We start from the raw sequence: 26,421 nt of genomic DNA, 5'->3' as shown, positions 1-26,421 counted from the left end.
TAGGTTTCTTAACCTAAAGTCGTTGCCAAGCTGCTCAGATTGTTAAATGTGAGATGATGAGAAAAAGCCCTCGATTCCTTGAAAATGGTATGTTGGAATCGATTCTTTCTTCTTGTAAATCAAGAGCTTCGGCTCAACTTCTGACTAGGAAAATTTATTGCAGAAATCTCTTGCGTGCGCCACAAATAATCCCCATGTGCTGAAATGCCTATGTGACAAGCTTTCCGCGCGATAGCTTGATTTCTGACAATGAGTCACATGCGCCGCTCGGATGTACTGTGGACGTATGAGCCTGATAATTTGTTTGAAAGACAAGTGCGCATGCGGAGAGGGTACGCGGGAGTATGCAATTCGGACCATGTCTTTTAAGGGGATCTTCAGGCTTGACCTGTTTAATTTCCTGAAGGTAGTCCGGGAACTTATGTTGACGAGGTAGTCTTTAACAAAAGTTCGTAAAGGAACTATTTTAACCAAACTGAAGAGGTAAATATCATGGCACAACAGCATCATGCTCTGTCTTCGCAGGAAAGCTACAACCCGAACCATCTGCTGGACATCCTGCTCGGTAAAATGCAGCTGAAGAATGACGCCGCGTTGTCGCGCATGCTCGAAGTTGCGCCGCCAGTCATCAGCAAAATCCGTCACCACCGCCTGCCGGTCGGCGCTTCGCTGCTGATCCGCATGCACGAAGTGACCGGCATGAGCATCCGTGACCTGCGCGACCTGATGGGCGACCGCCGCACCAAGTATCGCCTCTCGGACGCACAAGGCCGCCCGAAGCCAGAAGAGAAGGCAGCCCAGGCAGCCGCCGCAGCGGCAGCCCAGCAGCAACAGCAGCAACAGCCTCAGCAACAGCAGCAAGGTAACGAAGCAAATCCGTCGACCGGCAATTATGCTCACTGATGCCGTTGGCATGACGGCCGCGCCTGTCATGCCTTCGGTGCCAGCGGGCTGCGGCACCGCGCCCTGAGCGTTGTGCCGCGCCGGTTCGGCCGGCTTTCGCGCAGCCCATCTGCGCTATTCCCGTTTCCGTCAGGCCATCAGGATGGCCGACATCTCCTCGTACTGCAGTTCGGTTTCATGGAAGACCTGCAGCCACGCTTCTTCCGCCATGCCCAGCGCCGTCCAGGCCACCGAGGACACGCGCGGCACCAGCTCGTCCGGATTTCCGGCCAGGTCTAGCGCATGCACGACCGCGCTTGCCACGTGCACGATCGTCGCCAGGAAACCGGCGCCCGCCGCCTCCGGCGCGTGGTGGTAGGCGATCGCCTGGCGCATGGTGTCCGAGAAATTCCAGTGCGCCGCCAGCGCCACGCCGGCGTCGACGTGGTCCACGCCCAGCAGGGCGCGTTCGGCATCGATCAGTTCACCGTCAAGCTTGTCGCGCAGCGACAGCACCGCCTGGTAGCGCTCGGGGAAGCGCGACACCAGCACCAGCCGCCCGATGTCGTGCAGCAGGCCGGCGGTGAAGGCGTAGTCCGCATTGAAGCGAACCCGGCGCGCCAGCGCACGGGCGCAGGCGGCGGTGGCGATCGAGTGGCGCCAGAAGGCCTTGTCGTTGAAGCCCGGGCAGCGCCCGGCCGGGAAGCAGCCGGTCAGGGCGGCCGTCGTGATCAGGTTGCGCGTGGCCTCGAAGCCGAGGTAGGTCATGGCCTGCTGGATCGTGGTCGCCTTCACCTGCAGGCCGAAGGCCGAGGAGTTGGCCAGGCGCAGGGTCTTGGCCGTCAGCGCCGGGTCGTTCGATACCTTCTTCGCCAGCACGGCGATGTCGAGGTCTTCCTGGTCGAGGCTGCCGAGCAGCTCCATGACCACGGCCGGCAGCGAGGGCAGGTCCTCGACGCCGCCGAGGATGTCCGCGCTGTCGATCCCGTCGCCCTGTTCAAGGTGTGCGTTCATGGCGCCACATCGCCCCGCAGGCGGTAATCCTCGACGTAGCGGCGCAGCAGGCCGGTAGCCCAGTCCGCATGGTCGTCGCGCTCGTTGCGGCGGAACAAATGGTCCAGGCGCGCCTGCACCGCGCCCGGGTCGGGCTGGTCCAGGGAGATGGCGCGGCGGATCGGGGCCGCGCCGACGCCATGCCGGGACAGCGACAGGATGGTCGCCTCGCCCAGTACCGCGCCTTCGGCCAGCAGCACGTTCCCATGCGCATCGAGCAGCGCATCGGCGAGCACCATGCCCGGATACAGGTGCGCCAGCGGCACCAGTTCGTAGCTATCGCTCATTCTTTCTCCTGTTCTTTCCTGCTTCCAATAACTTGGACGATCTTAACACCGGGGTGGCGGCGCCACCCGGCCTGGCACAGCTTTGTGGCATTCCCGCAGTGTGTATTGAGAAATGTTGTACGCTTGCAATTTGCGACCGTGTCGCCCCATCATGAAAGGAAAACGATGAAGCTCTATATCAGTCCAGGCGTGTGTTCGCTGGCGCCGCACATCGCGCTGATCGCTGCCGGCCTGCCGTTCTCGGTCGAGCGCGTGAACATGAAGACCAAGACCATCGCCAGCGGCGGCGACTACCGTGAGATCAACGACAAGGGCGCGCTGCCGGCCCTGCAGCTGGACGACGGCAGGGTGCTGACCGAAGCCGCGGTCCTGCTGCAATACGTCGCCGACCAGGCACCTGGCGCGAACCTGGCCCCGGCTTACGGGACCTTCGAGCGCTACCAGGTCATGGAGTGGCTCAACTATATCGCCACCGAAGTGCACAAGCGCTTCACGCCGCTGTTTACGCCGGGCTGTACCGAAGAGGGCCGTGCCGCGGCGTGGGCGGCGCTGGCGCGTCCGCTGGATTACCTGGCCGGCAAGCTGGCAAGCCGCGATTTCCTGATGGACAGCGGGTTCAGCATCGCCGACGCCTACCTGTTCACGGTGCTGAACTGGGTGCAGTTCGCCAAGTTCGGCCTGGACGACTGGCCGGCCCTGCAGGCCTATCAGGCCAGAATCGGCACCATCCCGGCCGTGCAGGAAGCGCTGCGCGCCGAAGGCCTCGCCTGACTCCGTCGAAGGTCGAGCACTGCGCCACGCCGGGATCGCCTCGGGTAGGATCGCGCCCATGAACAGCTCCTGCTACATCGCATTCTTGCGAGGAACTAACGTCGGACGCGCCAAGCGCATTGCCATGGCCGACCTGCGCACGCTGGTCGAGGGCCTGGGCTATACCGGCGTGCGCAGCCTGCTCAACAGCGGCAACCTCGTGTTCCGGGCGGAAGGCGCCACGGCGCAGGAAGCCGCCGCGGCGATCGAGGAAGCGCTGGTGCTCAGGCTCGGCGTGGCGGCGCGTGTGTTCGTGCTCGGCCGCGAGGAACTGGGCGCGCTCATCGACGGCAACCCGCTGCTCGATGTGGCGACCGACCACGCGCGCCTGATCGTCTTCCTGCTGGGTGCGGCCGCGCAGCGCGACAAGCTGGCTGCGCTCGACAGCCGCGACTGGGGCTGCGAGCGGCTCGCGCTGGGGGAGCACGCTGCCTATGTCTGGTGTCCGGAAGGGATGTTGCTTAGCGCTGCGGCTACGTCTCTTGGGAAACTTCTTGGGATGGCACCACATCCCGTAACTGGAACACGCTGCTGAAACTGCAGGCCCTGTGCGATGGCGCCTGAGCGCCCGGTCCAGCGATGTGGACCAAGGCGCTAGTTCAGGCCCGATGGCTACTTGAACTTCTCGCTGCTGTCGCGCCCCGCCTTGTAGCCGATCAGGATCAGCCCCAGCAACATCATCGCGAACACTTCCGGTTCGGGCAGCTCCGACATGTTCGCCGGCGGCGCCACCACGTCCTGGCGCTGGGTGACCGCCAGGTTGCGTACCGGTTGCTGTACGCGCGCCATGGCCTGGTTGCTGGTAGAGAGGTCGATCAGGGCAGCTTGCGCGGGACTGCCGAGGCAGATCGCCAGTGCTGCTGCCAATGCGTATCTATTCATAGCCGTTCCTCTTGATGTTGCTCGCTTGCTGATACTGGTGTTCTTGCCCGGTCTTGCCTGCGTGGCGACTTGCTTCCGGCTGAGACAGCCCCATATATGACAGGTCGCATCACGGCACTCCGGTGAAATCAGCATATCAAAAGCGGGCAAATTGCTGCGCTCAATTGAATTGCGGTTTGCACAAAGAAGTCATCAGTTTGATGAAAGATGAGTGCATGTTGCGCTCAATCAAAGAAATCCTGTTGTCGCAGATTAGCCTCGCAGGCATCCTGACATTATTGCAAGCGGATGCTAGGAATGGCATGTCGTTTTAGCAAAGAAATCGCTTTTATTTAAAAGTTCGATAATTTTTGCTGATAATCTGCCAATGAATTTAATTATTTATTTACTCACTATCGTTGCGATCGCTATTTTTTTCGTCGCTCCGTATACACCTCGGTTTTTTTTACAGGTATAGTCTCCTTATCCCATTGCCCTCGGGCATCAAAACAATACCAAACGAACACGTTTGGACACGGCATGTAATGCCTAAAAGCGGCCACCACGCGCCGCACGCCGATCCCGCGAGAGACCAACGCCGGCACGGCACCCCAGAAGCACCGCTGTCCGACAACTTTGCTTAAAGATCAAACGATGCCGAATTTCGCCCAACTTCAGGTTGCTTTCAAGAACGCATTCAAGAGCGTGTACGTCCGCATTTCGCTGGCAGTGCTGCTCGGTGTGATTGCGGCAGTGACAATCTGGAAATCGACCGTGCCGCAGGATTCGAATCCGGTGGTGCAGTCGCAAAATATTGCCGAGATCACCGAACTGGCCGCGCACAAGGGCCGCCTGGAATACCTCCTGATCGCCAAGCCGCTGTCGGAGTCGCCGCGCTACGTCTACAAGTTCAAGGACGCCGATGCGATCCACGTGGTCAAGGTGCCGAGCACCTCGCACCTGTCGCTCGAGCGCGAGGTGCTGCTGAAGAACGCGATCCCGTACTCGATCGCCAAGGACGACTACCTGGCCAGCCACAAGGCCGTGATGGACGACGGCGCCACCGCTCTCGACACTGCCGGCACCTTCCTGAAGAACTATGGCCTGACCATCGGCGTGCTGCTGCTGGTGCTGTACCTGCTCAAGTTCGGCGTGCCGGGCATGGGCATGAGCGCCTCGGTCATCACCCCGGACAAGCTCAAGGGCAGCATGGACGACCTGATCGGCATGGACGACATCAAGCAGGAAGTCCTGCACCTGGAAGACATGATCCGCAACCGCGACGAATACCAGTCGCACAACATCGACAAGCCCTTCAACGTGATGCTGACCGGTCCGGCCGGCACCGGCAAGACCAAGCTGGTCGGCTACCTGGCCAAGCGCCTGGACCTGCCGCTGATCTCGGCCTCGGGTTCGGCGCTGGAGTCGGGCTACGTGGGCGGCGGTTCGAAGGCGCTGAACGCGCTGTACAAGAAGGCCTGCGCCAAGGGCAAGTGCATCATCTTCCTGGATGAGGCCCAGACCCTGTTCATGCCGCGCGGCCGTAGCGAAAAGAAGTGGGAAGACGACACCGCCAACACCCTGCTGGGCCTGCTGGACGGCGTGAAGAGCGACAAGGGCCAGGGCGTGATCTGGGTGGTCGCCTCCAACTTCGACGACTCGAACACCGAGATGGACGAAGCGATGCTGCGCCGCTTCTCGGTCAAGATCAACTTCCGCCTGCCGAACAAGGGCGAGCGCAAGGAACTCCTGCGCAGCTTCCTGGCACGCAAGAAGGATGGCCTGGTCGACTGGACCGACACCAACCTGGACCAGGTGGCGGAAATCACCCAGAACCTGAGCCCGGCGCTGCTGGAAACCGTGGTCGAGCGTGCTTCGATGCTGTCGATCCAGGAAAAGACGATCATCAACACCAACCTGCTGTTCCGTGCCTACGAGCGCGCCACCATCGGCCTGACCGACCGCGCGACCACGGCCGAGAAGACCAAGCAGCGCGAGCGCATCGCCCTGCACGAACTGGGTCACTTCTTCATGCAGATCGACCCCTACCTGCGCGCCGGCATGAGCCTGGCCGAAGTGAAGGAAAAGTCGCACCTGCTGAAGATCAGCACCGAAGCGGTGTCGAAGATCGGCGCGCTGGGCTATGTGCTGCAGTCGGGCCAGGACATGTCGCTGCGCACCCTGGAAGAGCTGGAGCGCGACGTGATCGGCCTGTACGGCGGCGTGGCGGCGGAAGAGCTGTTCTACGGCCCGCGCGGCATCTCGGTGGGCAGCCAGAACGACATCGAGAAGATCACCAAGATGCTGAACCTGATGGTCGGCCGCCTGTCGATGTACTCGCGCTCGAAGCTGGACTATTCGCAGCTGCAGAAGGACATGGGCGGCGAGCACACGCTGCGCCTGGTGGAAGAAAAGGCAGACGAGCTCTACAGCTACACCCTGAACGCGATCCGCGACTACAAGCTGGTGATCGAGTCGCTCAAGGACACCCTGATGGAAGAGTATGTGCTCTCGAAGGATGCGGTGTTCGCGCTGCTCGAAGAGCGCAGCGAGCTGATTCACTCGCAGCTGCACGGCCGCCACGCCAACCTCAAGCTGTGCGTGGAAGAGGTGGTTGCCGCTTAAGTCTTACAACGATTTTTCCTTGCTGTTCTTCGACCCGCCGTGCACAAGCCCGGCGGGTTTTTTTATGGCTGAGATCTGGTCACGACCTTGTTAAAACCACCAGCCTGAAGACCGTCGCCCCGGCGAAGGCCGGGGCCCAAGTTCCTTGCGTCACGTTGGCCGGGGCACGCAAGCAGTAGTGGACTGTGAAGGAAATTGGACGAAATGATGCCAGTGGCATCATTTCGGCCTGCGCCGGGAGTCATGGGCGCCAGTGGCGCGCATGACGTTGATTGAAGGTGGCGATGTATTGATGCTTGTGGCTTCGAACGCTCCGCCTGCCCATCCTTAATGCACCGCCTCGCTCTGCTTGAGCGTCTCCATCACATGCCGCGTCATGCTGGCCGCCAGCTCCTGCTCGCCGACGAACACCTTGCCGCCGGTTTCCTCGCGCAGCAGCGCCGCCTCGCCCTCGTTATGCGAGCGCACTACCACCTTGACCGAGGGGTTGAGCATGCGCGCGATCTCCACCATCCGGCGCACGTGGAAGGTATCGGGCGTCGCGATCACCAACAGGGCCGCATGCGTGATGTGGGCCTGGATCAGCACCGCCGGCTCGGCGGCATTGCCGGCCACCGCCGGGATGCCGCGCCCGCGCAGCTGCTCGACGACCTCGCGGTTCTGCTCCGCCACCACGAAGTGCACGCCGCGCGCCACCAGGTCGTCGGCGATGCGGCGGCCGACGCGGCCGAAGCCCACCAGCACCACCTGGCCGCTCAGCTTCTCGCGCTCGGTCTCCATCGGCAGCTCGGCCAGCGGATCGGCCGGACGCTCCAGCTTGCGCGCCAGCTCCGGCTTCGATTGCAGCCACTTCTCCAGCGGCGCGGCCAGGCTGAACATCAGCGGATTGACCGCGATCGAGATGATGGCGCCGGCCAGGATCAGGTTCTGGCCCAGGCTGGGGAGCAGTTCGAGCTGCATGCCCAGCGCCGCCAGGATGAAGGAGAATTCGCCGATCTGCGCCAGGCTGGCCGATACCGTGACGGCGGTGTTGATCGGATAGCGCAGCGCCAGCACCAGCACGAAGGCGGCGATCGATTTGCCGAACAGGATGATCGCCACGGTCGCCAGCACCTCCAGCGGATACTGCACCAGCACCATCGGGTCGAACAGCATGCCGACCGAGACGAAGAACAGCACCGAGAAGGCGTCGCGCAGCGGCAGCGATTCTTCCGCCGCGCGGTGGCTCAGCTCGGACTCGCGCAGCACCATGCCTGCGAAGAAGGCGCCCAGCGCGAACGACACGCCGAACAGCGCCGACGAGGCGAAGGCGATGCCGACCGCCGCGGCGATGACGGACAGCGTGAACAGCTCGCGCGAGTTGGTCTTGGCGACCCGCCACAGGAACCACGGGAAGATCTTGCGGCCGACCACCAGCATGAAGGCGACGAAGGCGCCGACCTGCAGCAGGGTCTTGCCCAGCGCCGGCCACAGCTCGGCGCCAGCGTCGCCCTTGCCGCCCAGCGGACCAGCCAGGGCCGGCAGCATCACCAGCACCAGCACCATCACCAGGTCTTCGACCACCAGCCAGCCCACCGCGATGCGGCCGTTCATGGAATCGAGCACGCCGCGCGCCTCGAGCGCGCGCAGCAGCACCACGGTACTGGCCACCGACAGCGCCAGGCCGAACACCAGTCCCGCACCCAGGCCCCAGCCCCAAAAGTAGCTCAGGCCGATGCCCATCGCCGTCGCCACGCCGATCTGCAGCAGCGCACCGGGCAGGGCGATCTTCTTCACGTCGAGCAGGTCCCCCAGGGAGAAGTGCAGGCCCACGCCGAACATCAGCAGCATCACCCCGATCTCCGCCAATTGGGAAGCCAGCGCTACGTCCGCGACGAAGCCCGGTGTGGCCGGGCCGATCAGGACGCCGGCGGCAAGGTAGCCGACCAGCGCAGGCAGTCTCAGGCGTATGGCGAGCATGCCGAACAGGAGGCCGAAGCCCAGCGCGGCTGCAATGGTGGTGATCAGACTGAGTTCATGGTGCATCCGTGCGGCCTCCGTGGCAGGTTGACAAGCCTTCCAGTATACGCGACGGAGGGTCGCTCATCGGTATTTTTTACGGCCGAGTTTGCGCCAGTTGGCAGCAAATCACGGCACGCTTGCGAGCGATAGCAGCACTTTGTGCAGGGATGCACGCACCGCGGCGTACTGCTCCGGACGCGCCACGCGGTCCAGCCGGAACAGCATCAGCCCCTGGATCTGGGCCACGACCAGCACCGCGCGTTCCATGTACTGCTCCTCGGTGATGGCCGGGTTCAGGCCCTGGATCAGGCCGTACACCGCCTTGCGCTCGCGCCCCATCATCTTGCCCATCAGGCTGGAGGCAAAGGGATGGCGCGAGGCCAGCGCCCAGATCTCGAAGAAGATCGCATGCATGGTGGGCTCGGTGATCTCGTCGAGGAACATGTCGACAGTGGTGAGGAAGCGCTCCACCTGCGGCCGGCCGGCCATCGCCACCGCGATCCGGTCCATCTTGGCCTGGAACTCGTCCATCGTGGTCAGGAGCAGGGCTTCGAGCAGCTGCTCCTTGCTGCCGTAGTAATGCTGCAGGTTCGACAGGCTCATGCCGGCTTCCTGGGCCACGCGCCGCATCGTCAGCCCGGCATAACCTTCAGCGGCCAGCAGGCGGCGCGCCACCAGCAGGATCTCGACCGCGCGCCCGAAGCCCTTTTCGGTCGTAGTGGAGGCCTTGTTGCGCAAGGCGTTATCGATCGAATCGTCGGAAATGGGAGGCATCGCACGATTATCGCAGAGGCATACCGTTAATGGTACGACTGACCTATAATTGATTAATAGTAGGTCGCTCGACCTAATCAAGAATATGGAGATGGGATGAGGAAGGTATACGTGAGCGGCGTCGGAATGATCCCCTTCGCCAAGCCGGGCGCGAGCAGCCCCTACCACGAGATGGGCGCGCAGGCGGTGCGCGCCGCGCTGGAGGATGCCGGCGTCGTGTACGACCAGGTGGAGCAGGCCTATGCGGGCTACGTCTACGGCGACTCGACCAGCGGCCAGAAGGCCCTGTACGCGGTCGGCATGAGCGGCATCCCTATCGTCAACGTCAACAACAACTGCTCGACCGGCTCGACCGCGCTGTTCCTCGGACGCCAGGCGATCGCCAGCGGCGCCGCCGAGTGCGTGCTGGTGCTCGGCTTCGAGCAGATGAGCCCCGGCGCCCTCGGCTCGGTCTTCACCGACCGCCCGACGCCCTTCGACGCCTTCGACGAGGTCACCGACCGCCTGGTCGGCAAGCCGGAAATCCCGCTGGCGCTGCGCTACTTCGGCGGCGCGGGCCTGGCGCACATGGACAAGTACGGCACGCCGCTCGAAGCCTTCGCCCGCATCCGCGCCAAGGCCAGCCGCCACGCCGTGAACAATCCGCTGGCGCTGCTGCGCAAGGAGGTCACGGCCCAGGACGTGCTGGACGCCCCCGCGATCTGGCCGGGCGTGATGACGCGCCTGATGGCCTGCCCGCCGACCTGCGGCGCCGCGGCGGCGCTGCTGGTGTCGGGCGAGTTCGCGCTGCGCCATGGCCTGCGCCACGACGTCCACATCGCCGCGCAGGCCATGACCACCGACCGCCCGAACACCTTCGCGGCCGGCGACATGATGCGCCTGGTCGGCTACGACATGAGCCGCGCTTGCGCCCAGCAGGTGTACGAGCAGTCCGGCCTGGGTCCGGAAGACCTCGATGTGGTCGAGCTGCACGACTGCTTCGCGCACAACGAACTGATCACCTACGAAGCCCTGGGCCTGTGCCCGGAAGGCGGCGCCGACAAGTTCATCCGCGAGGGCGACAACACCTATGGTGGGCGGGTCGTCACCAACCCCTCCGGCGGCCTGCTCTCGAAAGGACACCCGCTGGGCGCCACCGGCCTGGCCCAGTGCTACGAGCTGACCCACCAGCTGCGCGGCAGTGCCGAGGCGCGCCAGGTCGAGGGCGCGCGCGTGGCGCTGCAGCACAACCTGGGCCTGGGCGGCGCCTGCGTCGTCACCATGTACCGCAACGGCTGAGGGGGCGCGCATGGATATCACGTCCCCCTGGATGAACGAGGAACTGCACGCGTTTCGCGACGCCGTGCGCCGCTTCGTGCTAGGTGAGATCACGCCGCACCAGCAGAAATGGCGGGAGCAGCAGCACGTCGACCGCGAGCTGTGGCGCAAGGCCGGCGAGATGGGCCTGCTGCTGGCCGACATCCCGGAAGAATACGGCGGCGCCGGCGGCAGCTTCGCCCACATGGCGGTGGTGTTCGAAGAGCTGTCCTATGGCGGCGATACGGCCTTCGGCATCCACGTCCACGCCATCGTCGCGCACTACCTGTTGAACCAGGGCACCGAGGAGCAGAAACGGACATACCTGCCGCGCCTGGCCAGCGGCGAGATGATCGCCGCGATCGCCATGAGCGAGCCGGGCGCCGGCTCGGACCTGAAAGGCATCCGGACCACGGCCGTGCGCGGCCCCGATGGCTACCGCGTGAACGGCTCCAAGACCTTCATCTCGAACGGCTACATGGCCGACCTGATCCTGGTGGTGGCCAAGACCGACCCGGCAGCGGGCGCCAAGGGCGTCTCGCTCCTGCTGCTGGAAACGAAGGACAACCCGGGCTTTCGCGTCGGCCGCATCCTGGAGAAGGTGGGGCAGAAGGGCCAGGACACCTGCGAGCTGTTCTTCGACGAGGCCCACGTCCCCTTGGCGAACGTGCTGGGAGGCGATGAGGGCAGGGGCTTCGCCCAGCTCATGACCGAGCTGCCCTACGAGCGCACCATCCTCGGGGTGTGCGGCGTGGCCGCCATCGAGCGCGCCCTGCAGCTCACGGTCGAGCATACGCGCGAGCGCAAGGCCTTCGGCCAGGCCCTGATCGAGATGCAGAACACCCGCTTCGTGCTGGCCGAGATCAAGACCGAGGCGACCGTCGCGCGCATCTTCATCGACCGCTGCATCGAGGACATGCTGGCCGGACGCATGGATACCGTGCGCGCCTCGATGGCGAAATACTGGATCTCGGACCTGCAGTGCAAGGTGGTGGACCAGTGCCTGCAGCTGTTCGGCGGCTACGGCTACATGCTGGAATACCCGATCGCCCAGATGTACGTGGACGCCAGGGTCCAGCGCATCTATGGCGGCGCCAACGAGATCATGAAGGAAATCATCGCCCGTTCTCTCTGAAGGAGCTTGAAAACATGACGGGACCATTGTCAGGAGTGCGGGTCGTCGAGATGGTGGGCATCGGCCCCTGCCCGTTCGCCGCGATGATGCTGGCGGACATGGGGGCGGAGGTGATCCGCATCGACAGGAAGGCCGCGGCCAGTCCCGGCGCGGACACGCCCTACCCGGTGCTGGGCACGCGCCACGACGTGATGGCGCGCGGGCGCCGCTCGCTGGCGCTCGACCTCAAGAATGCGGCCGGGCGCTGCGCGGCGATGAAGCTGATCGAACGGGCCGACGTGCTGCTGGAAGGCTTCCGTCCGGGTGTGATGGAGCGCCTCGGGCTGGGCCCGGACGACTGCCTGGAACGCAACCCGAAGCTGGTGTATGGCCGCGTCACCGGCTGGGGCCAGTCCGGGCCGCTGGCGCAGGCGGCGGGACACGACATCAATTACGTCGCCCTGTCGGGCATGCTCTACTCGACCGGCCGCGCCGACAGTCCGCCGCCGCCGCCGCTGAACCTGGTGGGCGACTTCGGCGGGGGCGGCATGATGCTGGCCTTCGGCGTCGTGTGCGCGGTGCTGGAGGCGCGCAAGTCGGGGCAGGGCCAGGTGGTGGATGCCGCCATGACCGACGGCGCGGCGCTGCTCGGCGCCATGATGTACGGCCTGCGCAGCGCAGGCAGCTGGAGCTCCCAGCGCGAAGGCAACCTGCTCGACGGCGGCGCCCCGTTCTACGACACCTATGCCTGCGCCGACGGCAAGTTCATTTCGATCGGCGCCATCGAGCCGCAGTTCTTCGCCACCCTGTTGAAACTCACCGGCCAGGTCGATCCGCTGTTCACCAGGCGCTGGAACAAGGCGCACTGGCCCGAGCTGCGGAAGCGTTTCGCGGCGCTGTTCCTCACCAGGACGCGCGACGAATGGTGCCGCCTGCTGGAGGGCACCGAGGTGTGCTTCGCGCCCGTGCTCGATTTGGAAGAAGCGCCGCGCCACCCGCACAACGCGGCGCGCCGCACGTTTGTCGAGATCGACGGCGTCACCCAGCCGGCGCCGGCGCCGCGCTTCAGCCGCACGGCAACCGCCACCCCCGGCGCGCCGAGCAGCCCGGGGGAGGACAGCGAGGCGATCCTGGCCGACTGGGGTTTTACTCAACAGGCAATCGAAGCGCTGAGAAACGGCGAAGTCATATAGCATGCATGGGGTGGACGGCATGACCCCGGAGCCTATGACGAAAGAAGCCGAACTGCGGCGATCGAAAATGCTCGCGCTCGCGTTCTTCGCGGGCGCGGCCTTGCTGTTCGTGCTGACCCTGTTCCTGCCCCAGAACTGGTGGACCGGCCTGCTGCGCGCCTTTTCCGAAGCCGCCATGGTCGGCGCCCTGGCCGACTGGTTCGCGGTGGTGGCGCTGTTCAAGCGCGTGCCGATCCCGATCGTCTCGCGCCATACCGAGATCATCCCGAAGAACAAGGAGCGCATCGCCGACAACCTGGGGCGCTTCGTGCACGAGAAATTCCTCGATACCGAATCGATCGTTAGGCTGATCCAGCGCCACGACCCGGTGCAGAAGGTGGCCGACTGGCTGGTCAAGCCCGCCAATACCGAGCTGCTGGGCCGGCACCTGGTGCGCGTGGGCATCTGGCTGCTCGACTTTATCGAGGACAGCGCGGTGCAGGGCTTCATCCGGCGCGCGGTGCACGCCATGGTGAACAGCGTCGACCTGTCGAAGTCGGCCGGCACCATCCTCGAGAGCCTGACGCGCGACGGGCGCCACCAGGAACTGCTCAACGAAGGCATCACCCAGCTGGCGCGCCTGCTCGACAATGCCGACACCCAGGCCACCATCTCGCAGGGCATCGTCGACTGGCTCAAGGAGGACTATGCCTTCATCGAAAGCATGCTGCCATCCGAGCTGATCGGACGCAAGGGCGCCGGCCTGGCCGTGCGGCTCGCCTCCGGCATCCTGAACAAGGTAGCAAGCGATCCGTCCCACCCCTTGCGCGAGCGTTTCGACAGGTTTACCCGGGAGTTCATCGAGCGCCTGAAGGCCGACCCGTCCTTCGCCGGCAAGGCGGACGAGATCAAGGCCTACCTGCTGGGCGACGAGACGCTCAACGGCTACCTCGCCACCCTGTGGGGCGACTTGAAGGGCTGGGTCAAGCAGGACCTGCAGAGCGAGGATTCGAGCCTGCGCCGTCGCCTGGTGGCGACCGGCGCCTGGGTCGGCAAGGTGCTGGCCGAGGATCCGCAGCTGCGCGCTTCCCTGAGCGACAGCCTGGAATCGGCGGCGCGCGGCGTCGCCCCCGAGTTCGCGGGCTTCCTGACGCGCCACATCGCCGATACGGTGAAACAGTGGGACGATCGCGAGATGTCCGAGCAAATCGAACTCAACATCGGCAAGGACTTGCAGTACATTCGCATCAACGGCACCATCGTCGGTGGCCTGATCGGCGTCACCCTGTACCTGCTGTCACAGGCGCCGGCGCTGTTTTGACCGAACGGTAAAAGAGAGGGTCGCATGGAACAACTCGCACTGAACGCCTGGCTGGCCGCCAACCCGGAGGTCGTCCAGATTCCCGGGCGCGACCTGTTCATCATCGCCAGGTACCTGGTCCCGATGGAAGCGACGCTGGCCCAGGGCTGCCTGGTCGCGGCCGGCATCCCGGCCGTGCTGGCGGACGCCCACCTGATGCAGACCGATCTGCTGCTGGCGCCGGCGCTGGGCGGGGTGCGCATCCTGGTGCCCTCGGACTACCTGCAGCAGGCCGGCGCCGTCCTGGAAGGCCTGGCGCGCGGCGACTATGCGCTGGACGAGTCCTTTACTGCCGAGTAGGGCCTGGCTGCTCAGCCAGGGTGCTGCGCCTGGCGCGCCTTGCGGCGCTTGCGCCACCACGTGGAAGCCATCGCTGCACCGGTGAAGGCGGCGACGAGCCCGATTTCCCGCGATCCGCCAAGGCTGCCAACGACGTAGCCAGTGATAAAAGCCGAGAACGTCACGAGCAGCAGGATCTTGGCGAATTCGAGGCATGCACTGCGGAAGGATGTTTGATGATTGCTCATTTTTATCTTTTGAGTATCAAAAGGGCGCCGCTTGGATAGAAAGATTTCCGGATCATCCGATCCGTATCACTATATCAGCCTGTCAAGCAGGAAATTTCACCAATTCACACGGGATCTGCAGCCACGATTCGGACGCGTTCTTTACGGCTGAGTAGCTTGGCGCCGGGCGTGAACTACCGAACTTATGGGAGCTAAACAGGAGCGTAGGCTAGAGCCCGTGGACCATCCCACCATGGAAAGGAGAACCATCATGCCTCAAGGTGATAAATCGTCCTACACGGACAAGCAGAAACGCCAAGTCAAGCACATCGAGGAAGGCTACGAGAAGAAGGGCGTAGGCAAGAAGGAAGCCGAGCGGCGCGCCTGGGCCACCGAGAACAAGATCTCGGGTGGCGGCAAGAAGCACTGACGACCTTGATAAGCAAAACGGCCCGGTTCGCGAGAACCGGGCCGTTTCTGTCTGGTGGTGATAGGTGGACTTGAACCACCGACCCCAGCATTATGAGTGCTGTGCTCTAACCAGCTGAGCTATATCACCGAAAGCGGGTAAAACAAAATGGCCTGACTGCGCGAGTCAGGCCATCCGTTTGGAATTCTGTGGTGGTGATAGGTGGACTTGAACCACCGACCCCAGCATTATGAGTGCTGTGCTCTAACCAGCTGAGCTATATCACCGCAACGGCAGGCATTATCGATGCCGGCGCGCCGCCTGTCAAGGCTGGACGCCGATCTGCGACGCAAAAATCTCGCGTCAATGTCATTTTTCCAACTGACTCAGCTTGTGCATCAGCTCGCCCATCGGGTCCGTACCAAGGCAGTCTATCACGATCCGCTCCGGCATCGCGCGCAGCCAGGTGATCTGGCGCTTGGCCAGCTGGCGTGTGGCGATGATGCCCAGCTCGCGCAGCTCGGCGCGGTCGATCTTGCCGTCGAGGTAGTCCCAGGTCTGGCGGTAGCCGACGCAGCGGATCGACGGTAGGGCAGGCGTCAGGTCGCCGCGCGCACGCAGGCGCGCCACTTCCGCCACCAGCCCTTCGTCGTCGCGCTCGCCCAGCATGGCGTCGAAGCGCTGGGCGATGCGCTGGTGCAGCACAGCGCGGTCCGAGGGCTCCAGCGCGAACGAGATCAAGTCAAACGGCAGTTCGGGCTTCTCGCGCTTGCCCAGCAGTTCGGACATCGGCTTGCCGGTCAGGGCGATGATCTCCAGCGCGCGGTTGATGCGCTGTGCGTCGTTGGGCTTCAGGCGCTCGGCGGTCACCGGGTCGAGCGTGCGTAACTTCGCATGCATGCCGGGCCAGCCGATGCTGGCCGCTTCCGCGTCGAGCTGCGCGCGCAGGGCCGGGTCGGCGGTCGGCAGCTCGTCCAGGCTGTCGGTCAGGCCTTTAAAGTACATCATGGTGCCGCCCACCAGCAGGGGCAGGGCGCCGCGCGCGCTGATCTCGCCCACCAGGCGGATCGCATCCTCGCGGAACTGCATCACCGAATAGGCCTCCAGCGGGTCGATGATGTCGATCAGGTGGTGCGGCACCGCCGCCAGCTCCTCGGGACTGGGCTTGGCGGTGCCGATGTCCATGCCGCGGTAGACCAGGGCCGAGTCGACCGAGATGATCTCGACGGGACGGGTCCTGGCGATCGCCAGCGCGGCCGCGGTCTTGCCGGACGCGGTCGGGCCCATGATGGCCACGGCCATCGGTTTCGTATTGCTCATCTTGATTACTGCCCGCGCAGGAAGAGTTTGTCGAGTGCCGAGATTTCGAGCTGGACCCAGGTCGGGCGGCCGTGGTTGCACTGGTCGGAGCGCTCGGTGATTTCCATCTGGCGCAGCAGCGCGTTCATCTCCTGCACAGAGAGGATGCGGTTGGCGCGCACCGCCGTGTGGCAGGCGAGGGTGCCGAGCAATTCGTTGCGGCGCTCGATCAGCACGCGCGAGCCGCCGAATTCGCGCACGTCGCGCAGCACGTCGCGCGCCAGCGTCTGGGCGTCGGCGTTCTTCAAGAGGGTCGGCACGGTGCGCACCGCCAGCGTGGTGGGGGACAGCGCGGCGATGTCGAAGCCGAGCGTCTTCAAGGTCTCCCCGTGGTCCTGGGCGGTCGCCACCTCGATGGCGTCGGCGTAGAAAGTCACCGGGATCAGGAGCTGCTGCACCTGCAACTCTTCGCCCTCGGCGCGCGCGTCCAGTGCGTTCTTGATCTGCTCGTACAGGATGCGTTCGTGGGCCGCATGCATGTCGACCAGCACCAGGCCCTTGGTGTTCTGGGCCAGGATGTAGATGCCGTGCAGCTGGGCCAGCGCGAAGCCGAGCGGGAAGTCCTCGTTCGACAGCGGGCGCTCGGAGCTTGATATCGGCACGCCGACCGGCGCCTCGGCCCTGGCCGCTCCGCCGGCGGCGAACAGGGCGCCATAGGCTTCGGTACGCTGCGCCACGCCCCCGCTCGACGCCTGCGGACGCGGATCGTCCCAGCGGCTGCCCGGCGCGAAGGGCGAGGGCGAGAAAGTCGGCGCGAGCTGCGCACCGAAGGAGGTCTGCTCGTGCGGGCGCGGCGCCCACACCGGGGTGCCGGTGGGTTTGACTTCGGCGGCAGAAATCGGCGCCGGCGCGCTGCCGTGGGCGGTGGCCGAGGTCTGCGCCAGGGTGCGCTGCACCGCGTGGAACACGAACTGGTGCACCGCGCGGCTGTCGCGGAAGCGCACTTCGATCTTCGACGGGTGGACGTTGACGTCGACTAGCGCCGGGTCGAGGTCGAGCGACAGCACGTAGCAGGGGAAGCGGTCGCCGTGCAGCACGTCCTGGTAGGCCGCGCGCACCGCGTGCACCAGGAGCTTGTCGCGCACGAAACGCCCGTTCACGTAGAAGAACTGGCCGTCGGCGCGCGCTTTCGACGCGGTCGGCAGGCCGACGTAGCCGTGCAGGCGCAGCGGACCGGCGGATTCGTCCAGCGCCAGGCGCGCCTCGGCGAAGTCGTTGCCGAGGATCTGGCCGCTGCGCTTGGCCGCTTCGCTCACGTTCCAGTGGTCGATGGTGCGGCCGTTGTGCGTCAGGCTGAACGAGACGTCCGGACGCGACAGCGCGATCCGGCGCACGACCTCGGCGCAGTGGCCGTATTCGGTCTGCTCGGACTTCAGGAACTTGCGGCGTGCCGGGGTATTGAAGTACAGGTCCTGCACGTCGATGGTGGTGCCGAAGGCGCCCGAAGATGGGGCCACCGTGCCCTCGTGCGAGCCGACGATTTCATAGGCGTGGGCGGCGTTCGGCGTGCGCGAGGTGATGCGCACCGCGGCCACCGAGGCGATCGAGGCCAGCGCCTCGCCGCGAAAGCCCAGCGTGCCGACGTGCTCGAGGTCGTGCAGCGAGGCGATTTTCGAGGTGGCGTGGCGCGCGAGCGCCAGCGGCAGCTGCTCCGGCTCGATGCCGCGCCCGTTGTCGGTGATGGCGATGCGCTTGACACCGCCTTCTTCCAGGCGCACGGTGATCTGGGTCGCGCCCGCGTCGAGGGCGTTTTCCAGCAGCTCCTTGACCACGGCAGATGGCCGCTCGACCACTTCGCCGGCGGCGATCTGGGAGATGAGCTGGTCAGGGAGTTGCTGGATCGGGCGATGGGTGGGAGCGGGCGCGTTCATCGCCAAATTATATCCCGCCTACTTCTGCTCCCGCACCGGAATCGGCGCATTGCACAGGTCGATCTTGCCGGCCGCGACCTTGGTCCACGGGCCGCCGCGGTTGCGCTGCGCCTCGACCACGGCCTGGTAGGTGGCGCTGTCGGTGCGCATCACCTCCAGCTTGCTGCGCTCGGCTTCCGGCACGTCGGCCGCCATGGCTACCCGCTTGAGCGGCATGCGCTGTTCGGGCTTCTCGTAGAAGCCGGCAGCCCCGGTGCCGCGCGGCTGTACCGACAGCAAGGGCATGCCGTGCACGACCCGGCCCACCACGGTGATGTTGCGGTCGAGGTGGCGCGGCGCGTGGCCGGTAACGACGTACAGCTGCGAGCCGTTGCCGCTGTCTGCGCCGGTGTCGCGCGCCACGCCGATCATCGCGGGGCAGTGCACCAGCCAGGTCTGGCCGCTGCCTGGGTCGCGCGCGGCCGGGAAGCCTTCTACGTGTCCGACCTGGGGCGCGTAGACGTCGCCGTCCTTCAGCCGGGTGAAGCTGCCGGCAGCCTTGATCGGCGCGGTGAACTCGGCCTTGATGGTCTTGGCGGCCTTGAACGGCTTCGGGTTCTCCTCGTCCGGGTCGCCCCACTGCACCACGAAGCCGTCCTGCGAGCGGATGATGAACAGGTCGTCGAAGTACTTCTCGCGCACCAGGGCGCGGATGTTGGCGGCGGTATTCGGTGCAAAGCTCGGAGCCAGTTCGATGACCACGCGGCCGGTCGGCAGGTCCATGTACAGGGTGTTTTCCGGGTCCAGCGCGCGCCAGTCGGCCGGCTTGGAGGCCTTGACCACGTCGGCCAGCGAGGGTTTCGGCGGCAACTCCTTTTCTGGCTTGGCAGGGGCGGCGGCGGCGCTGCCGGCGGCCAGCAGGGCCAGGGCGGCGAGGGCCAGGCGTGATGCCTTGAACGAAGCGGTCATGCAGTCTCCAGGTGTGTTATCGATTGCTTATCCCGGCGATTGTGCGGGAATGTGGTTGGAAGGTAAAGCCGTCCGATGGTCTCGCATGCCGGCAGGGTTACTGGTGGTATGATGCGCGGCTAACCTCTAGGAAGATGATGGATCTGATGCAGTTATTCGACATGCTCCTGCATGTCGACAGGACGCTGGGCGCGCTCCTGGCCCAGTACGGAACCTATGTTTACATCGTGCTGTTCGCGATCGTGTTTTGCGAAACCGGACTGGTCCTGTTCTTCTTCCTCCCCGGCGACACCCTGCTGTTCATCGCGGGCGCCTTCTGCGCCACCGGCCAGATGAACTTCGCGCTCCTGATGACGCTCCTGATCGTGGCCGCCGTGACGGGCAATACCGTGAACTACTACGTCGGGCGGGCCATCGGCCAGCGCGTGTTTACGCACAACTACCGCTGGATCAACAAGGATGCGCTGCGCCGCACCCACGATTTCTTCGAGAAGCATGGCGGCAAGACCATCATCGTGGCGCGCTTCGTGCCGGTGGTGCGCAGCTTCGCGCCCCTGGTGGCCGGCGTGTCCGAGATGACACTGGCCCGCTTCCAGCTGTTCAACGTGACCGGGGCAGTGCTGTGGGTGGGCAGCCTGGTCACTGCCGGCTACCTGTTCGGCAACGTCCCGGTGGTCAAGGAGCACCTGACCGAAATCGTGTTGGTCGGCATCTCGGCGGCGATGGTACCGCTGGCGATCGGCGGCCTGTATAAATTCGGTCGCAACATGCTGAGCCGGTAAGGTCGCAGCCTTGCCGTCCTGACAGCGCCCCGATTTTTCAGGGCGTTCTTGTTCCAGCGCACTCAAGTTTGCCGTGCTTATTGCCGATAAGCATGAGGACAGACACTCCCTGGATTCTCATGCGCCACCTCATCGCCCTGTTGGCTTGCAGCCTTGTCATGGCTTCCGCAAGCGCGAGCGACCCCGCTCCCAAGCCCACCGATGGCAAGACGGCCACCGTCAAGGCCATCCTCGAAGGCAAGCCCGTGCCAAGCTCGGTCAAGCCGGACATGAAGGCCCTGGCCGCCACCGCGGATGCCCGCAGCACCGCGGCAGCCCGCCCGGCGCCGGCTGCCGCCGACGAAGAACAGTCGGAAGTCGACCTCTCGGTGCGCATCGCCGAGCGCCTGGCCCAGTTGCGCGAGCAGCAGGCGGCCCGCGCCGCCGCGGCCGCCAAGGCAAGGAAGGCCGCGGAAGCGAAGCGCCGCAAGGAAGCCGAAGCCGCGATCGCCGCCGCCAACAAGCCGAAGAACGGCACCCACTGGAGCTACGAAGGCGAGTACGGCCCGGCCAACTGGTCGAACATCAACTCGAACTGGGCCCAGTGCAATACCGGCAAGCGCCAGTCGCCGATCGACCTGCGCGACGGCATCAAGGTCGACCTCGAGCAGATCGCTTTCGACTACCGTCCGAGCTCGTTCAGCGAGATCGACAACGGCCACACCATCCAGGTGACGGTCGGCGGCGGCAACTTCCTCACGGTCGGCAACATGGCCTACGAGCTGCAGCAGTTCCACTTCCACCGCCCGTCGGAAGAGCGCATCAACGGCAAGGGCACCGAGATGGTGATCCACCTGGTGCACCGCAGCTATGAAGGCAAGCTGCTGGTGCTGGCCGTGCTGCTCGAGCGCGGCAAGGCCAATGCCCTGATCCAGACGGTGTGGAACCACCTGCCGCTGGAAAAGCACCAGACCGTGTCGCCCTCGATCCTGATCGACCCGAGCGAGGCGCTGCCGGAAAAGCGCGAGTACTTCACCTATATGGGCTCACTCACCGAACCGCCGTGCACCGAGGACGTGCTGTGGGTCGTGATGAAGCAGACCATGCAGGCGTCGCCGGCGCAGATGGCGCTGTTCTCGCGCCTGTATCCGCTCAATGCGCGGCCGATCCAGCAGAGCAATGGCAGGATGATCAAGGAATCGAACTGAATAACATGAGGGTCAGGTCTGACATTTGGACACGAACTCGAGCATTGCTTGATTGTATTGCTCAGTCCGTGTCCGAATGTCAGACCTGACCCCAGACCTGATTCATCAGCTGACGCGGTAGGTCCCGGTCCAGCTTTGCCCTGCATCCAGCGTCACCGGATCGAGCACGGCCGGCTCGATGCACACGAAGCGCTTGTACTCGCCGTTCTCCATGTCCGGCAGCGCCGCCGCGTCCACCGCGCCCGGGTTCCACACCACCGCATCGGTAAAGCCGCTCTGTTCCAGCACCAGCGTTCCCGCGCTGGTGGCCAGCTGGGCGCGCCCCGCCACGTGCGGATAGACCTCGTCGAGCTTGTCGATGATCGAAATCTCGTCCGAGGAGATGCCCTCGATGCGCACCTCGCACACGTCCGGCACCAGGTGGTAGGTATGCAGCGCCGCCGCGAAGGGGAAGGGCGCGGCGCCCAGGTTGCGCACGGTGAGCCTCATGTCCAGTTGGTTGGCGCGCAGCGCCACGCGCAGGCACAGGGCAAAGGTGTGCGGCCAGGCGTCGGCCAGGGTGGTCGGCAGGTCGCCCGAAGCCAGGTCGAAGCTGGCCCAGGCCGCGCCGTCTTCGAGGCCGCTGTCTTCCAGGCGCCAGTTGCTCACGCGGGCAAAGCCGTGGCGCATGCCCTTGCCGCGTTCGGCGAATTGCGGAAAGATCACCGGCACGCCGCCGCGGATCGCCTTGCTGCCGTCGAGCACCGATTTCTCGCTCATGAACATGCGTTCCCGGCCGTCCGCGCCCTTCCAGGAGACCAGGTGGGCGCCGTACAGGGTGATGGTGGCTTCGGCGCCGTCCGGCGCCTGGATCCGGATCGCGGGCAACTGCCCGTAGGTGGTGTGGGTGGCGAGGGTCATGGTCAGCTAAGGGTCAGGTCTGGCGGCTCTTGGCCATTGGCGGGTTGTCGGCGAAATAGCGCTTGATGCCATTGGTGATGGCCTCGGCCAGCTGGTTCTGGTAGCCTTCGTCGCGCAGCTTGGCTTCTTCCTGCGGGTTCGAGATGAATGCAGTTTCCACCAGAATCGACGGGATGTCAGGCGCTTTCAGCACTGCGAAGCCGGCCTGCTCGACCGAGGCCTTGTGCAGTCGGTTGATGCCGCCGATTTCGCTCAGGACGGCCTTGCCGAGCTTGAGGCTGTCGTTGATCTGGGCCGTGGTCGACAGGTCGAACAGCACGCTCGCGATCTGCTTGTCCTGCACCGCGAAGTTGGCGCCGCCGACCAGGTCGGCCTTGTTCTGGTCGTTCGCCAGCCAGCGCGCCGCGCTCGAGCTGGCGCCCTTTTCGGACAGCACGAACACCGAGGAGCCGCGCGCGGTCGGCGAGATCCAGGCGTCCGCGTGGATCGACACGAACAGGTCGGCCTGCACCTTGCGCGCCTTCTGCACGCGCTGGCCGAGCGGCACGAAGTAGTCGCCGTCGCGGGTGAGCATCACGCGGGTATTCGGCAGCTGCTCGAGCTTGGCCTTCAGGCGCTTGGCCACGGCCAGCACGATGTCCTTCTCGCGGCTGCCGTTGGCGCCGATCGCGCCGGGGTCCTCGCCGCCGTGGCCCGGGTCGAGCGCGATGGTGACCATGCGCACCACCTTCGGCGGCGCAGCCTTGGCGCCGGCCTTCGACGGCGTCGGCTGTACCGGCTGCGGCGGCGGAGTGCCGTCCAGGGCCGACATCTCGGATTCCAGCTTGGCGATGGCTTCCGGAGCGGCGCCGGTCTGGGCCGGCGGCGTGGCCGGCAGGGGCGAGGCCGGATTGGCGCTGCCGGCAGCCGCCGAGGTCGGCGCCTCGCTGAACCAGTCGCCCTTTTCGATCAGCGCGGCGATCGGATCGACCGGCTTGGTCGGATAGAGGTCGAAGATCAGGCGGTGCTGGTAGCCGGCCACCGGCGCCAGCGTAAACACTTCCGGCTTGATCTCTTCCTTCAGGTCGAACACTAGGCGCACCACGTTCGGACGGTTCTGGCCGACCCGCACCTGCTTGATGTAGGGGTCGTTCGATTCGATCTTGGCGACCAGGCTCTTCAGGGTGCTGTTCAGGCCCAGCCCGTCGATGTCCACCACCATGCGCGGCGGGTCGGACAGGAGGAAGTGCTCGGTCTTGAGGTTGCTGTCGTTTTCCAGCGTCACGCGCGTGTAGTCGGGCGCGGGCCAGACACGGACGGCCAGGATCTGCGCGGCGCTGGCCGGCAGCGGGGCGATCACGGAAAGCAGCAGCGTGCCGCCGGCCTTGAGCAGGGTGCGGCGGCGCGGCGAACCAGGAATCAGGGAGTCGGCGGAGGGTAGGCGAGGCGGTCGAGACATAGCAGGCCTGGTTGAGTCAACGGCTGCAATTCTACCTCACGGCCGAGACCGCTGACGTCAAGCAAGATTCGAACGTCGGGTGAGGGCAACACCGGCTCGCCTTTTTCGGGCCATTCGACGATGCAGATATTCCTGCCGTCGAAGTCTTCGCGGAAGCCTGCGTCCAGGAATTCCTCGGGACTCGACATCCGGTACAGGTCGTAGTGGATGATGTTGATATCCTGGCCCTCGACCTGCACGCGGTAGGGCTCGGACAGCGTATAGGTCGGGCTCTTGACCGTGCCCTTGTGCCCGGCCGCCTGGATCAGGGCGCGGGTGAGCGCCGTCTTGCCTGCGCCGAGGTCGCCGTGCAGGTAGATCACCAGGCCGGGCTGGAGCGCGCGCGCCAGCGCCGCACCCAAGGCGGCGGTCGCGGATTCGTCGGGCAAGTAGGCTTTGAAAGGCTGCATCGAATAAAATAGCGTGTTAAGCGACCGCTGTCGCCATGTTGTTCATCCCGCCATGCTGACATCCCCACCCGACCTGTACGAGCTCGCACGCACCATCAAGGCATGGGGCGCGGAACTCGGTTTTGCCGACGTGCGCATCGCGGACATCGACCTGGCGCATGCGGAAGCCGGCTTGCAGGCCTGGCTCGACGCCGGCTGCCATGGCGAGATGGATTATATGGCAAGCCACGGCATGAAGCGTGCGCGGCCAAGCGAGCTGGTGCCGGGCACGGTGCGCGCCATCGTCGCGCGCATGGATTACCTGCCGATGTCGCGCGGAGAAGACTGGCGTCGTGAGGAACAGGCACGCCAGCTGGAACCCGGCGCCGCCGTGGTCTCGGTGTATGCGCGCGGCCGCGACTATCACAAGGTGCTGCGCAACCGCCTGCAGGCCCTGGCCGAGAAGGTCAAGGCGGCTGTCGGCGAGCTGGGCTACCGCGTATTCACGGACTCGGCGCCGGTGATGGAACTGCCGCTGGCGGAAAAAGCCGGCCTGGGTTGGCGCGGCAAGCACACGCTGCTGCTGTCGCGCGCGGCCGGGTCCACCTTCTTCATCGGCGAAATCCTGGTCGACCTGGCGCTGCCCGTCGATCCGCCCACCGGCGCCCACTGCGGCGGCTGCCAGGCCTGCATCGAGGTCTGCCCGACCCAGGCCATCCTCGGCCCCGGCCGGCTGGACGCGCGGCGCTGCATTTCCTACCTGACCATCGAGCTCAAGGGCGCCATCCCGGAAGACTTGCGCCCCCTGATCGGCAACCGCATCTACGGCTGCGACGACTGCCAGCTGGCCTGCCCGTGGAACAAGTTCGCGCAGCGCGCGTCGCTACCCGACTTCGACGAGAGAAATGGCCTGGGCGAGGCCGGCATGGTCGAACTGTTCGGGTGGGAAGAGGAGGAATTCAACCGCCGGATGGAAGGCAGTCCGATCCGGCGTATCGGCCACGAGCGCTGGCTGCGCAACCTGGCGGTGGGGCTGGGCAATGCCGCGGCGAGCGCGGCCGGCAAGGGCGATGCGGCGATCGTGGCGGCCTTGCGGGCACGCGCCGGCCACCCTTCGAGCCTGGTGCGCGAGCATGTAAGCTGGGCGCTCGCACAGCACGGCGTTTTACTCGATGCGCTTGAGGCGTAGGCCGGACCAGTCGCCGTCGATCGAGATCATCGCCACTGCGGTGATGCCGTTTTCCTTGGCATAGGCATTGATCGAATCGCGGTTGATGTCGGTGGCCTTGGAGGCAGTCTGCTTCAGGTAGGCGATCCACAAGGAACCCTTTTCGCCCAGGCGTTCCTTGGCGATCGGCAGGTATTGCTCGAGCTCCTTGCGGTTGAGCGCAAACATCAGAATCACGTCGAAGGGACCGTCGCCTTCCTTGACGAGCTGCTGCGGCATCTGCGCCGCCACGCCGGGATTGGCTTGTCCGTTAAGGATCAGCATCGATTTCGCCGTCCTCAGGAACATCTTGTCTGCAACTGTTTTTTCGTTCATGAGAATTCCTAAATGCAATAGCTCCGCGATCGCCACAGAATGCAGCGGCCGTGTCGCGTTCCGGTTCATTTTACAAGGCTTCCTTCAAACCGCAGGGACGCTTGCCGCGCGAAAAAGAAGGAGAACGAAGAGCAATTGAGGGCGCTTCGGGAAGTTCCAAGGTGGCGGTTTATTTCAGCAAGCCCGCCAGCTCGACCGCGGTCTTGACCTGCATCTTGTCGAAGATATGGGCGCGGTGCACCTCCACCGTGCGCATGCTGATCCCGAGCTTGTCGGCCACCACCTTGTTCATCATGCCGGCCAGGATCAGGTCCAGCACTTCGCGCTCGCGCGCCGACAGGGTCGCCAGGCGCGCCTGCACCGCGGCGGCATCGAGCGCCTTGCGCGAGGCAACCAGCGCTTCCTCGACGCGGTCCATCAGCACGTTGTCGTTGAAGGGTTTTTCGAAGAAATCGAAGGCGCCGCGCTTGAGCGAGTCGACCGCCATCGGCACGTCGCCGTGGCCGGTCAGGAAGATCACGGGCAGGCGCGCGCTCAGGCCATTTTTTACCAACTGGTCAAAAACGGCGATGCCGTTCATGCCGGGCATGCGCACGTCCAGCAGCACGCAGTCGCCCTGCGCGCCATCGGCGCCGGGGACGGACGCGCCGACGGCGGCGAGGAATGCTTCGCCGCTGGCGTAGCCGCGCGCTTCCAGGCCGCGCGATTGCGCCAGCCAGGCGAGCGCGTCGCGGATGACGTCTTCATCGTCGACGATGTGCAGCATGTGGTGGGTCTCCGTCCTCGGTATTCTCGATCATCTGCGGCAAGGCCGC

General features: G+C 65.0%; 27 protein-coding genes and 2 tRNA genes. 13 read left to right on the top strand and 16 right to left on the bottom strand.

The genetic code is table 11. From position 1 onward, the window contains the following. Positions 1 to 492: 492 nt before the first annotated feature. Positions 493 to 903, top strand: a complete 411-nt coding sequence (locus tag FG94_RS19830; protein WP_027866675.1) for a hypothetical protein — start codon at positions 493 to 495, stop codon at positions 901 to 903. Between the two features lie 129 nt (positions 904 to 1,032). Here the strand turns inward: FG94_RS19830 and FG94_RS19825 are convergent, their stop codons facing one another. Together FG94_RS19825 and FG94_RS19820 are read right to left on the bottom strand one after the other, a co-directional pair. Then, positions 1,033 to 1,896, bottom strand: a complete 864-nt coding sequence (locus FG94_RS19825; RefSeq protein ID WP_051996937.1) for an HDOD domain-containing protein — start codon at positions 1,894 to 1,896, stop codon at positions 1,033 to 1,035. Next, a complete protein-coding gene (locus FG94_RS19820) occupies positions 1,893 to 2,222 on the bottom strand; it encodes a hypothetical protein (RefSeq protein ID WP_036215239.1) in 330 nt (109 codons plus the stop codon). Before FG94_RS19820 ends, FG94_RS19825 begins: the two co-directional genes overlap by 4 nt. A gap of 165 nt (positions 2,223 to 2,387) precedes the next feature. Here FG94_RS19820 and gstA point away from each other — a divergent pair, with 165 nt between their 5' ends. After that, entirely contained in the window at positions 2,388 to 2,993 is a 606-nt protein-coding gene (gene gstA / locus FG94_RS19815; protein ID WP_036215237.1) for a glutathione transferase GstA, read from the top strand. A gap of 58 nt (positions 2,994 to 3,051) precedes the next feature. Beyond that, the gene (locus FG94_RS19810) at positions 3,052 to 3,567 is read left to right on the top strand and encodes a DUF1697 domain-containing protein (RefSeq protein ID WP_229446003.1); all 516 of its coding nucleotides are present in this window, start codon (positions 3,052 to 3,054) and stop codon (positions 3,565 to 3,567) included. Between the two features lie 77 nt (positions 3,568 to 3,644). Here the strand turns inward: FG94_RS19810 and FG94_RS19805 are convergent, their stop codons facing one another. After that, on the bottom strand, positions 3,645 to 3,914 hold the full coding sequence (locus FG94_RS19805) for a hypothetical protein (RefSeq protein ID WP_027866679.1): 270 nt from the start codon (positions 3,912 to 3,914) through the stop codon (positions 3,645 to 3,647). 633 nt (positions 3,915 to 4,547) lie between these two features. Between FG94_RS19805 and FG94_RS19800 the strand changes: the two genes are divergently transcribed. After that, positions 4,548 to 6,518 (top strand): AAA family ATPase, encoded by a 1,971-nt coding sequence (locus FG94_RS19800; protein WP_036215234.1) that lies wholly within the window; start codon positions 4,548 to 4,550, stop codon positions 6,516 to 6,518. 327 nt (positions 6,519 to 6,845) lie between these two features. Here the strand turns inward: FG94_RS19800 and ybaL are convergent, their stop codons facing one another. Both ybaL and FG94_RS19790 read right to left on the bottom strand, forming a co-directional pair. Continuing rightward, positions 6,846 to 8,543 (bottom strand): YbaL family putative K(+) efflux transporter, encoded by a 1,698-nt coding sequence (gene ybaL / locus FG94_RS19795; protein WP_036215231.1) that lies wholly within the window; start codon positions 8,541 to 8,543, stop codon positions 6,846 to 6,848. Positions 8,544 to 8,645: 102 nt separating this feature from the next. Next, the gene (locus FG94_RS19790) at positions 8,646 to 9,293 is read right to left on the bottom strand and encodes a TetR/AcrR family transcriptional regulator (protein WP_036215229.1); all 648 of its coding nucleotides are present in this window, start codon (positions 9,291 to 9,293) and stop codon (positions 8,646 to 8,648) included. A 96-nt stretch (positions 9,294 to 9,389) separates the two neighbouring features. On the opposite strand from FG94_RS19790, the gene FG94_RS19785 reads away from it, so the two are divergent. Genes FG94_RS19785 through FG94_RS19765 form a run of 5 tightly spaced genes read left to right on the top strand, consistent with a single transcriptional unit; the run spans position 9,390 to position 14,535 of the window. After that, entirely contained in the window at positions 9,390 to 10,571 is a 1,182-nt protein-coding gene (locus FG94_RS19785; protein WP_036215226.1) for a lipid-transfer protein, read from the top strand. Between the two features lie 10 nt (positions 10,572 to 10,581). Next, a complete protein-coding gene (locus tag FG94_RS19780) occupies positions 10,582 to 11,724 on the top strand; it encodes an acyl-CoA dehydrogenase family protein (protein ID WP_036215223.1) in 1,143 nt (380 codons plus the stop codon). A gap of 14 nt (positions 11,725 to 11,738) precedes the next feature. Further along, positions 11,739 to 12,896, top strand: coding sequence for a CaiB/BaiF CoA-transferase family protein (locus FG94_RS19775; RefSeq protein WP_036215221.1), 1,158 nt, complete (start codon positions 11,739 to 11,741; stop codon positions 12,894 to 12,896). A gap of 34 nt (positions 12,897 to 12,930) precedes the next feature. Beyond that, the gene (locus FG94_RS19770; protein ID WP_036215386.1) at positions 12,931 to 14,196 is read left to right on the top strand and encodes a DUF445 domain-containing protein; all 1,266 of its coding nucleotides are present in this window, start codon (positions 12,931 to 12,933) and stop codon (positions 14,194 to 14,196) included. Between the two features lie 24 nt (positions 14,197 to 14,220). Further along, positions 14,221 to 14,535, top strand: coding sequence for a putative signal transducing protein (locus FG94_RS19765; RefSeq protein ID WP_027866689.1), 315 nt, complete (start codon positions 14,221 to 14,223; stop codon positions 14,533 to 14,535). Between the two features lie 11 nt (positions 14,536 to 14,546). On the opposite strand, the gene FG94_RS19760 is transcribed toward FG94_RS19765, so the two are convergent. Then, positions 14,547 to 14,762 (bottom strand): hypothetical protein, encoded by a 216-nt coding sequence (locus FG94_RS19760; protein ID WP_036215218.1) that lies wholly within the window; start codon positions 14,760 to 14,762, stop codon positions 14,547 to 14,549. A gap of 250 nt (positions 14,763 to 15,012) precedes the next feature. On the opposite strand from FG94_RS19760, the gene FG94_RS27970 reads away from it, so the two are divergent. After that, positions 15,013 to 15,171: a hypothetical protein gene (locus FG94_RS27970; RefSeq protein ID WP_036215215.1), complete on the top strand. Its 159-nt coding sequence runs from the start codon at positions 15,013 to 15,015 to the stop codon at positions 15,169 to 15,171. Positions 15,172 to 15,223: 52 nt separating this feature from the next. Here FG94_RS27970 and FG94_RS19750 read toward each other — a convergent pair. From FG94_RS19750 to FG94_RS19730, 5 genes are all read right to left on the bottom strand, one after another. Continuing rightward, positions 15,224 to 15,300: transfer RNA gene (locus FG94_RS19750), tRNA-Met, on the bottom strand. 60 nt (positions 15,301 to 15,360) lie between these two features. After that, positions 15,361 to 15,437, bottom strand: a tRNA-Met gene (locus tag FG94_RS19745). Positions 15,438 to 15,519: 82 nt separating this feature from the next. Then, positions 15,520 to 16,470: a tRNA (adenosine(37)-N6)-dimethylallyltransferase MiaA gene (miaA, locus tag FG94_RS19740; protein ID WP_036215212.1), complete on the bottom strand. Its 951-nt coding sequence runs from the start codon at positions 16,468 to 16,470 to the stop codon at positions 15,520 to 15,522. Between the two features lie 5 nt (positions 16,471 to 16,475). After that, positions 16,476 to 18,380: a DNA mismatch repair endonuclease MutL gene (gene mutL / locus FG94_RS19735; protein ID WP_036215210.1), complete on the bottom strand. Its 1,905-nt coding sequence runs from the start codon at positions 18,378 to 18,380 to the stop codon at positions 16,476 to 16,478. An 18-nt stretch (positions 18,381 to 18,398) separates the two neighbouring features. After that, a complete protein-coding gene (locus FG94_RS19730; RefSeq protein WP_036215208.1) occupies positions 18,399 to 19,328 on the bottom strand; it encodes a peptidylprolyl isomerase in 930 nt (309 codons plus the stop codon). 137 nt (positions 19,329 to 19,465) lie between these two features. On the opposite strand from FG94_RS19730, the gene FG94_RS19725 reads away from it, so the two are divergent. Next, complete coding sequence (locus tag FG94_RS19725) at positions 19,466 to 20,110, top strand: VTT domain-containing protein (RefSeq protein WP_027866695.1); 645 nt, start codon at positions 19,466 to 19,468, stop codon at positions 20,108 to 20,110. A gap of 119 nt (positions 20,111 to 20,229) precedes the next feature. Then, positions 20,230 to 21,297 (top strand): carbonic anhydrase, encoded by a 1,068-nt coding sequence (locus tag FG94_RS19720; protein ID WP_036215206.1) that lies wholly within the window; start codon positions 20,230 to 20,232, stop codon positions 21,295 to 21,297. A 105-nt stretch (positions 21,298 to 21,402) separates the two neighbouring features. Here FG94_RS19720 and FG94_RS19715 read toward each other — a convergent pair whose 3' ends face one another. From FG94_RS19715 to tsaE, 3 genes are read right to left on the bottom strand one after another with little or no spacing between them, the layout of a single operon-like run. Then, a complete protein-coding gene (locus tag FG94_RS19715) occupies positions 21,403 to 22,197 on the bottom strand; it encodes a D-hexose-6-phosphate mutarotase (RefSeq protein WP_036215205.1) in 795 nt (264 codons plus the stop codon). Between the two features lie 13 nt (positions 22,198 to 22,210). Continuing rightward, positions 22,211 to 23,635 (bottom strand): N-acetylmuramoyl-L-alanine amidase, encoded by a 1,425-nt coding sequence (locus FG94_RS19710; protein WP_051996935.1) that lies wholly within the window; start codon positions 23,633 to 23,635, stop codon positions 22,211 to 22,213. Next, on the bottom strand, positions 23,596 to 24,084 hold the full coding sequence (gene tsaE / locus FG94_RS19705; protein ID WP_036215203.1) for a tRNA (adenosine(37)-N6)-threonylcarbamoyltransferase complex ATPase subunit type 1 TsaE: 489 nt from the start codon (positions 24,082 to 24,084) through the stop codon (positions 23,596 to 23,598). Before tsaE ends, FG94_RS19710 begins: the two co-directional genes overlap by 40 nt. 52 nt (positions 24,085 to 24,136) lie before the next feature. On the opposite strand from tsaE, the gene queG reads away from it, so the two are divergent. Next, positions 24,137 to 25,252: a tRNA epoxyqueuosine(34) reductase QueG gene (gene queG, locus FG94_RS19700; protein ID WP_036215201.1), complete on the top strand. Its 1,116-nt coding sequence runs from the start codon at positions 24,137 to 24,139 to the stop codon at positions 25,250 to 25,252. Here the strand turns inward: queG and FG94_RS19695 are convergent. Together FG94_RS19695 and FG94_RS19690 are read right to left on the bottom strand one after the other, a co-directional pair. After that, complete coding sequence (locus FG94_RS19695) at positions 25,229 to 25,555, bottom strand: DUF3052 family protein (RefSeq protein WP_229446002.1); 327 nt, start codon at positions 25,553 to 25,555, stop codon at positions 25,229 to 25,231. The two genes, queG and FG94_RS19695, sit on opposite strands and share 24 nt — an antisense overlap. A 220-nt stretch (positions 25,556 to 25,775) precedes the next feature. Then, positions 25,776 to 26,372: a response regulator transcription factor gene (locus FG94_RS19690; RefSeq protein WP_036215196.1), complete on the bottom strand. Its 597-nt coding sequence runs from the start codon at positions 26,370 to 26,372 to the stop codon at positions 25,776 to 25,778. Positions 26,373 to 26,421: the final 49 nt, after the last annotated feature.

This window comes from Massilia sp. LC238 (genome assembly GCF_000735635.1).
Taxonomy (GTDB): domain Bacteria; phylum Pseudomonadota; class Gammaproteobacteria; order Burkholderiales; family Burkholderiaceae_D; genus Telluria; species Telluria varians.
This window is presented reverse-complemented; position numbering and strand designations above follow the sequence as displayed.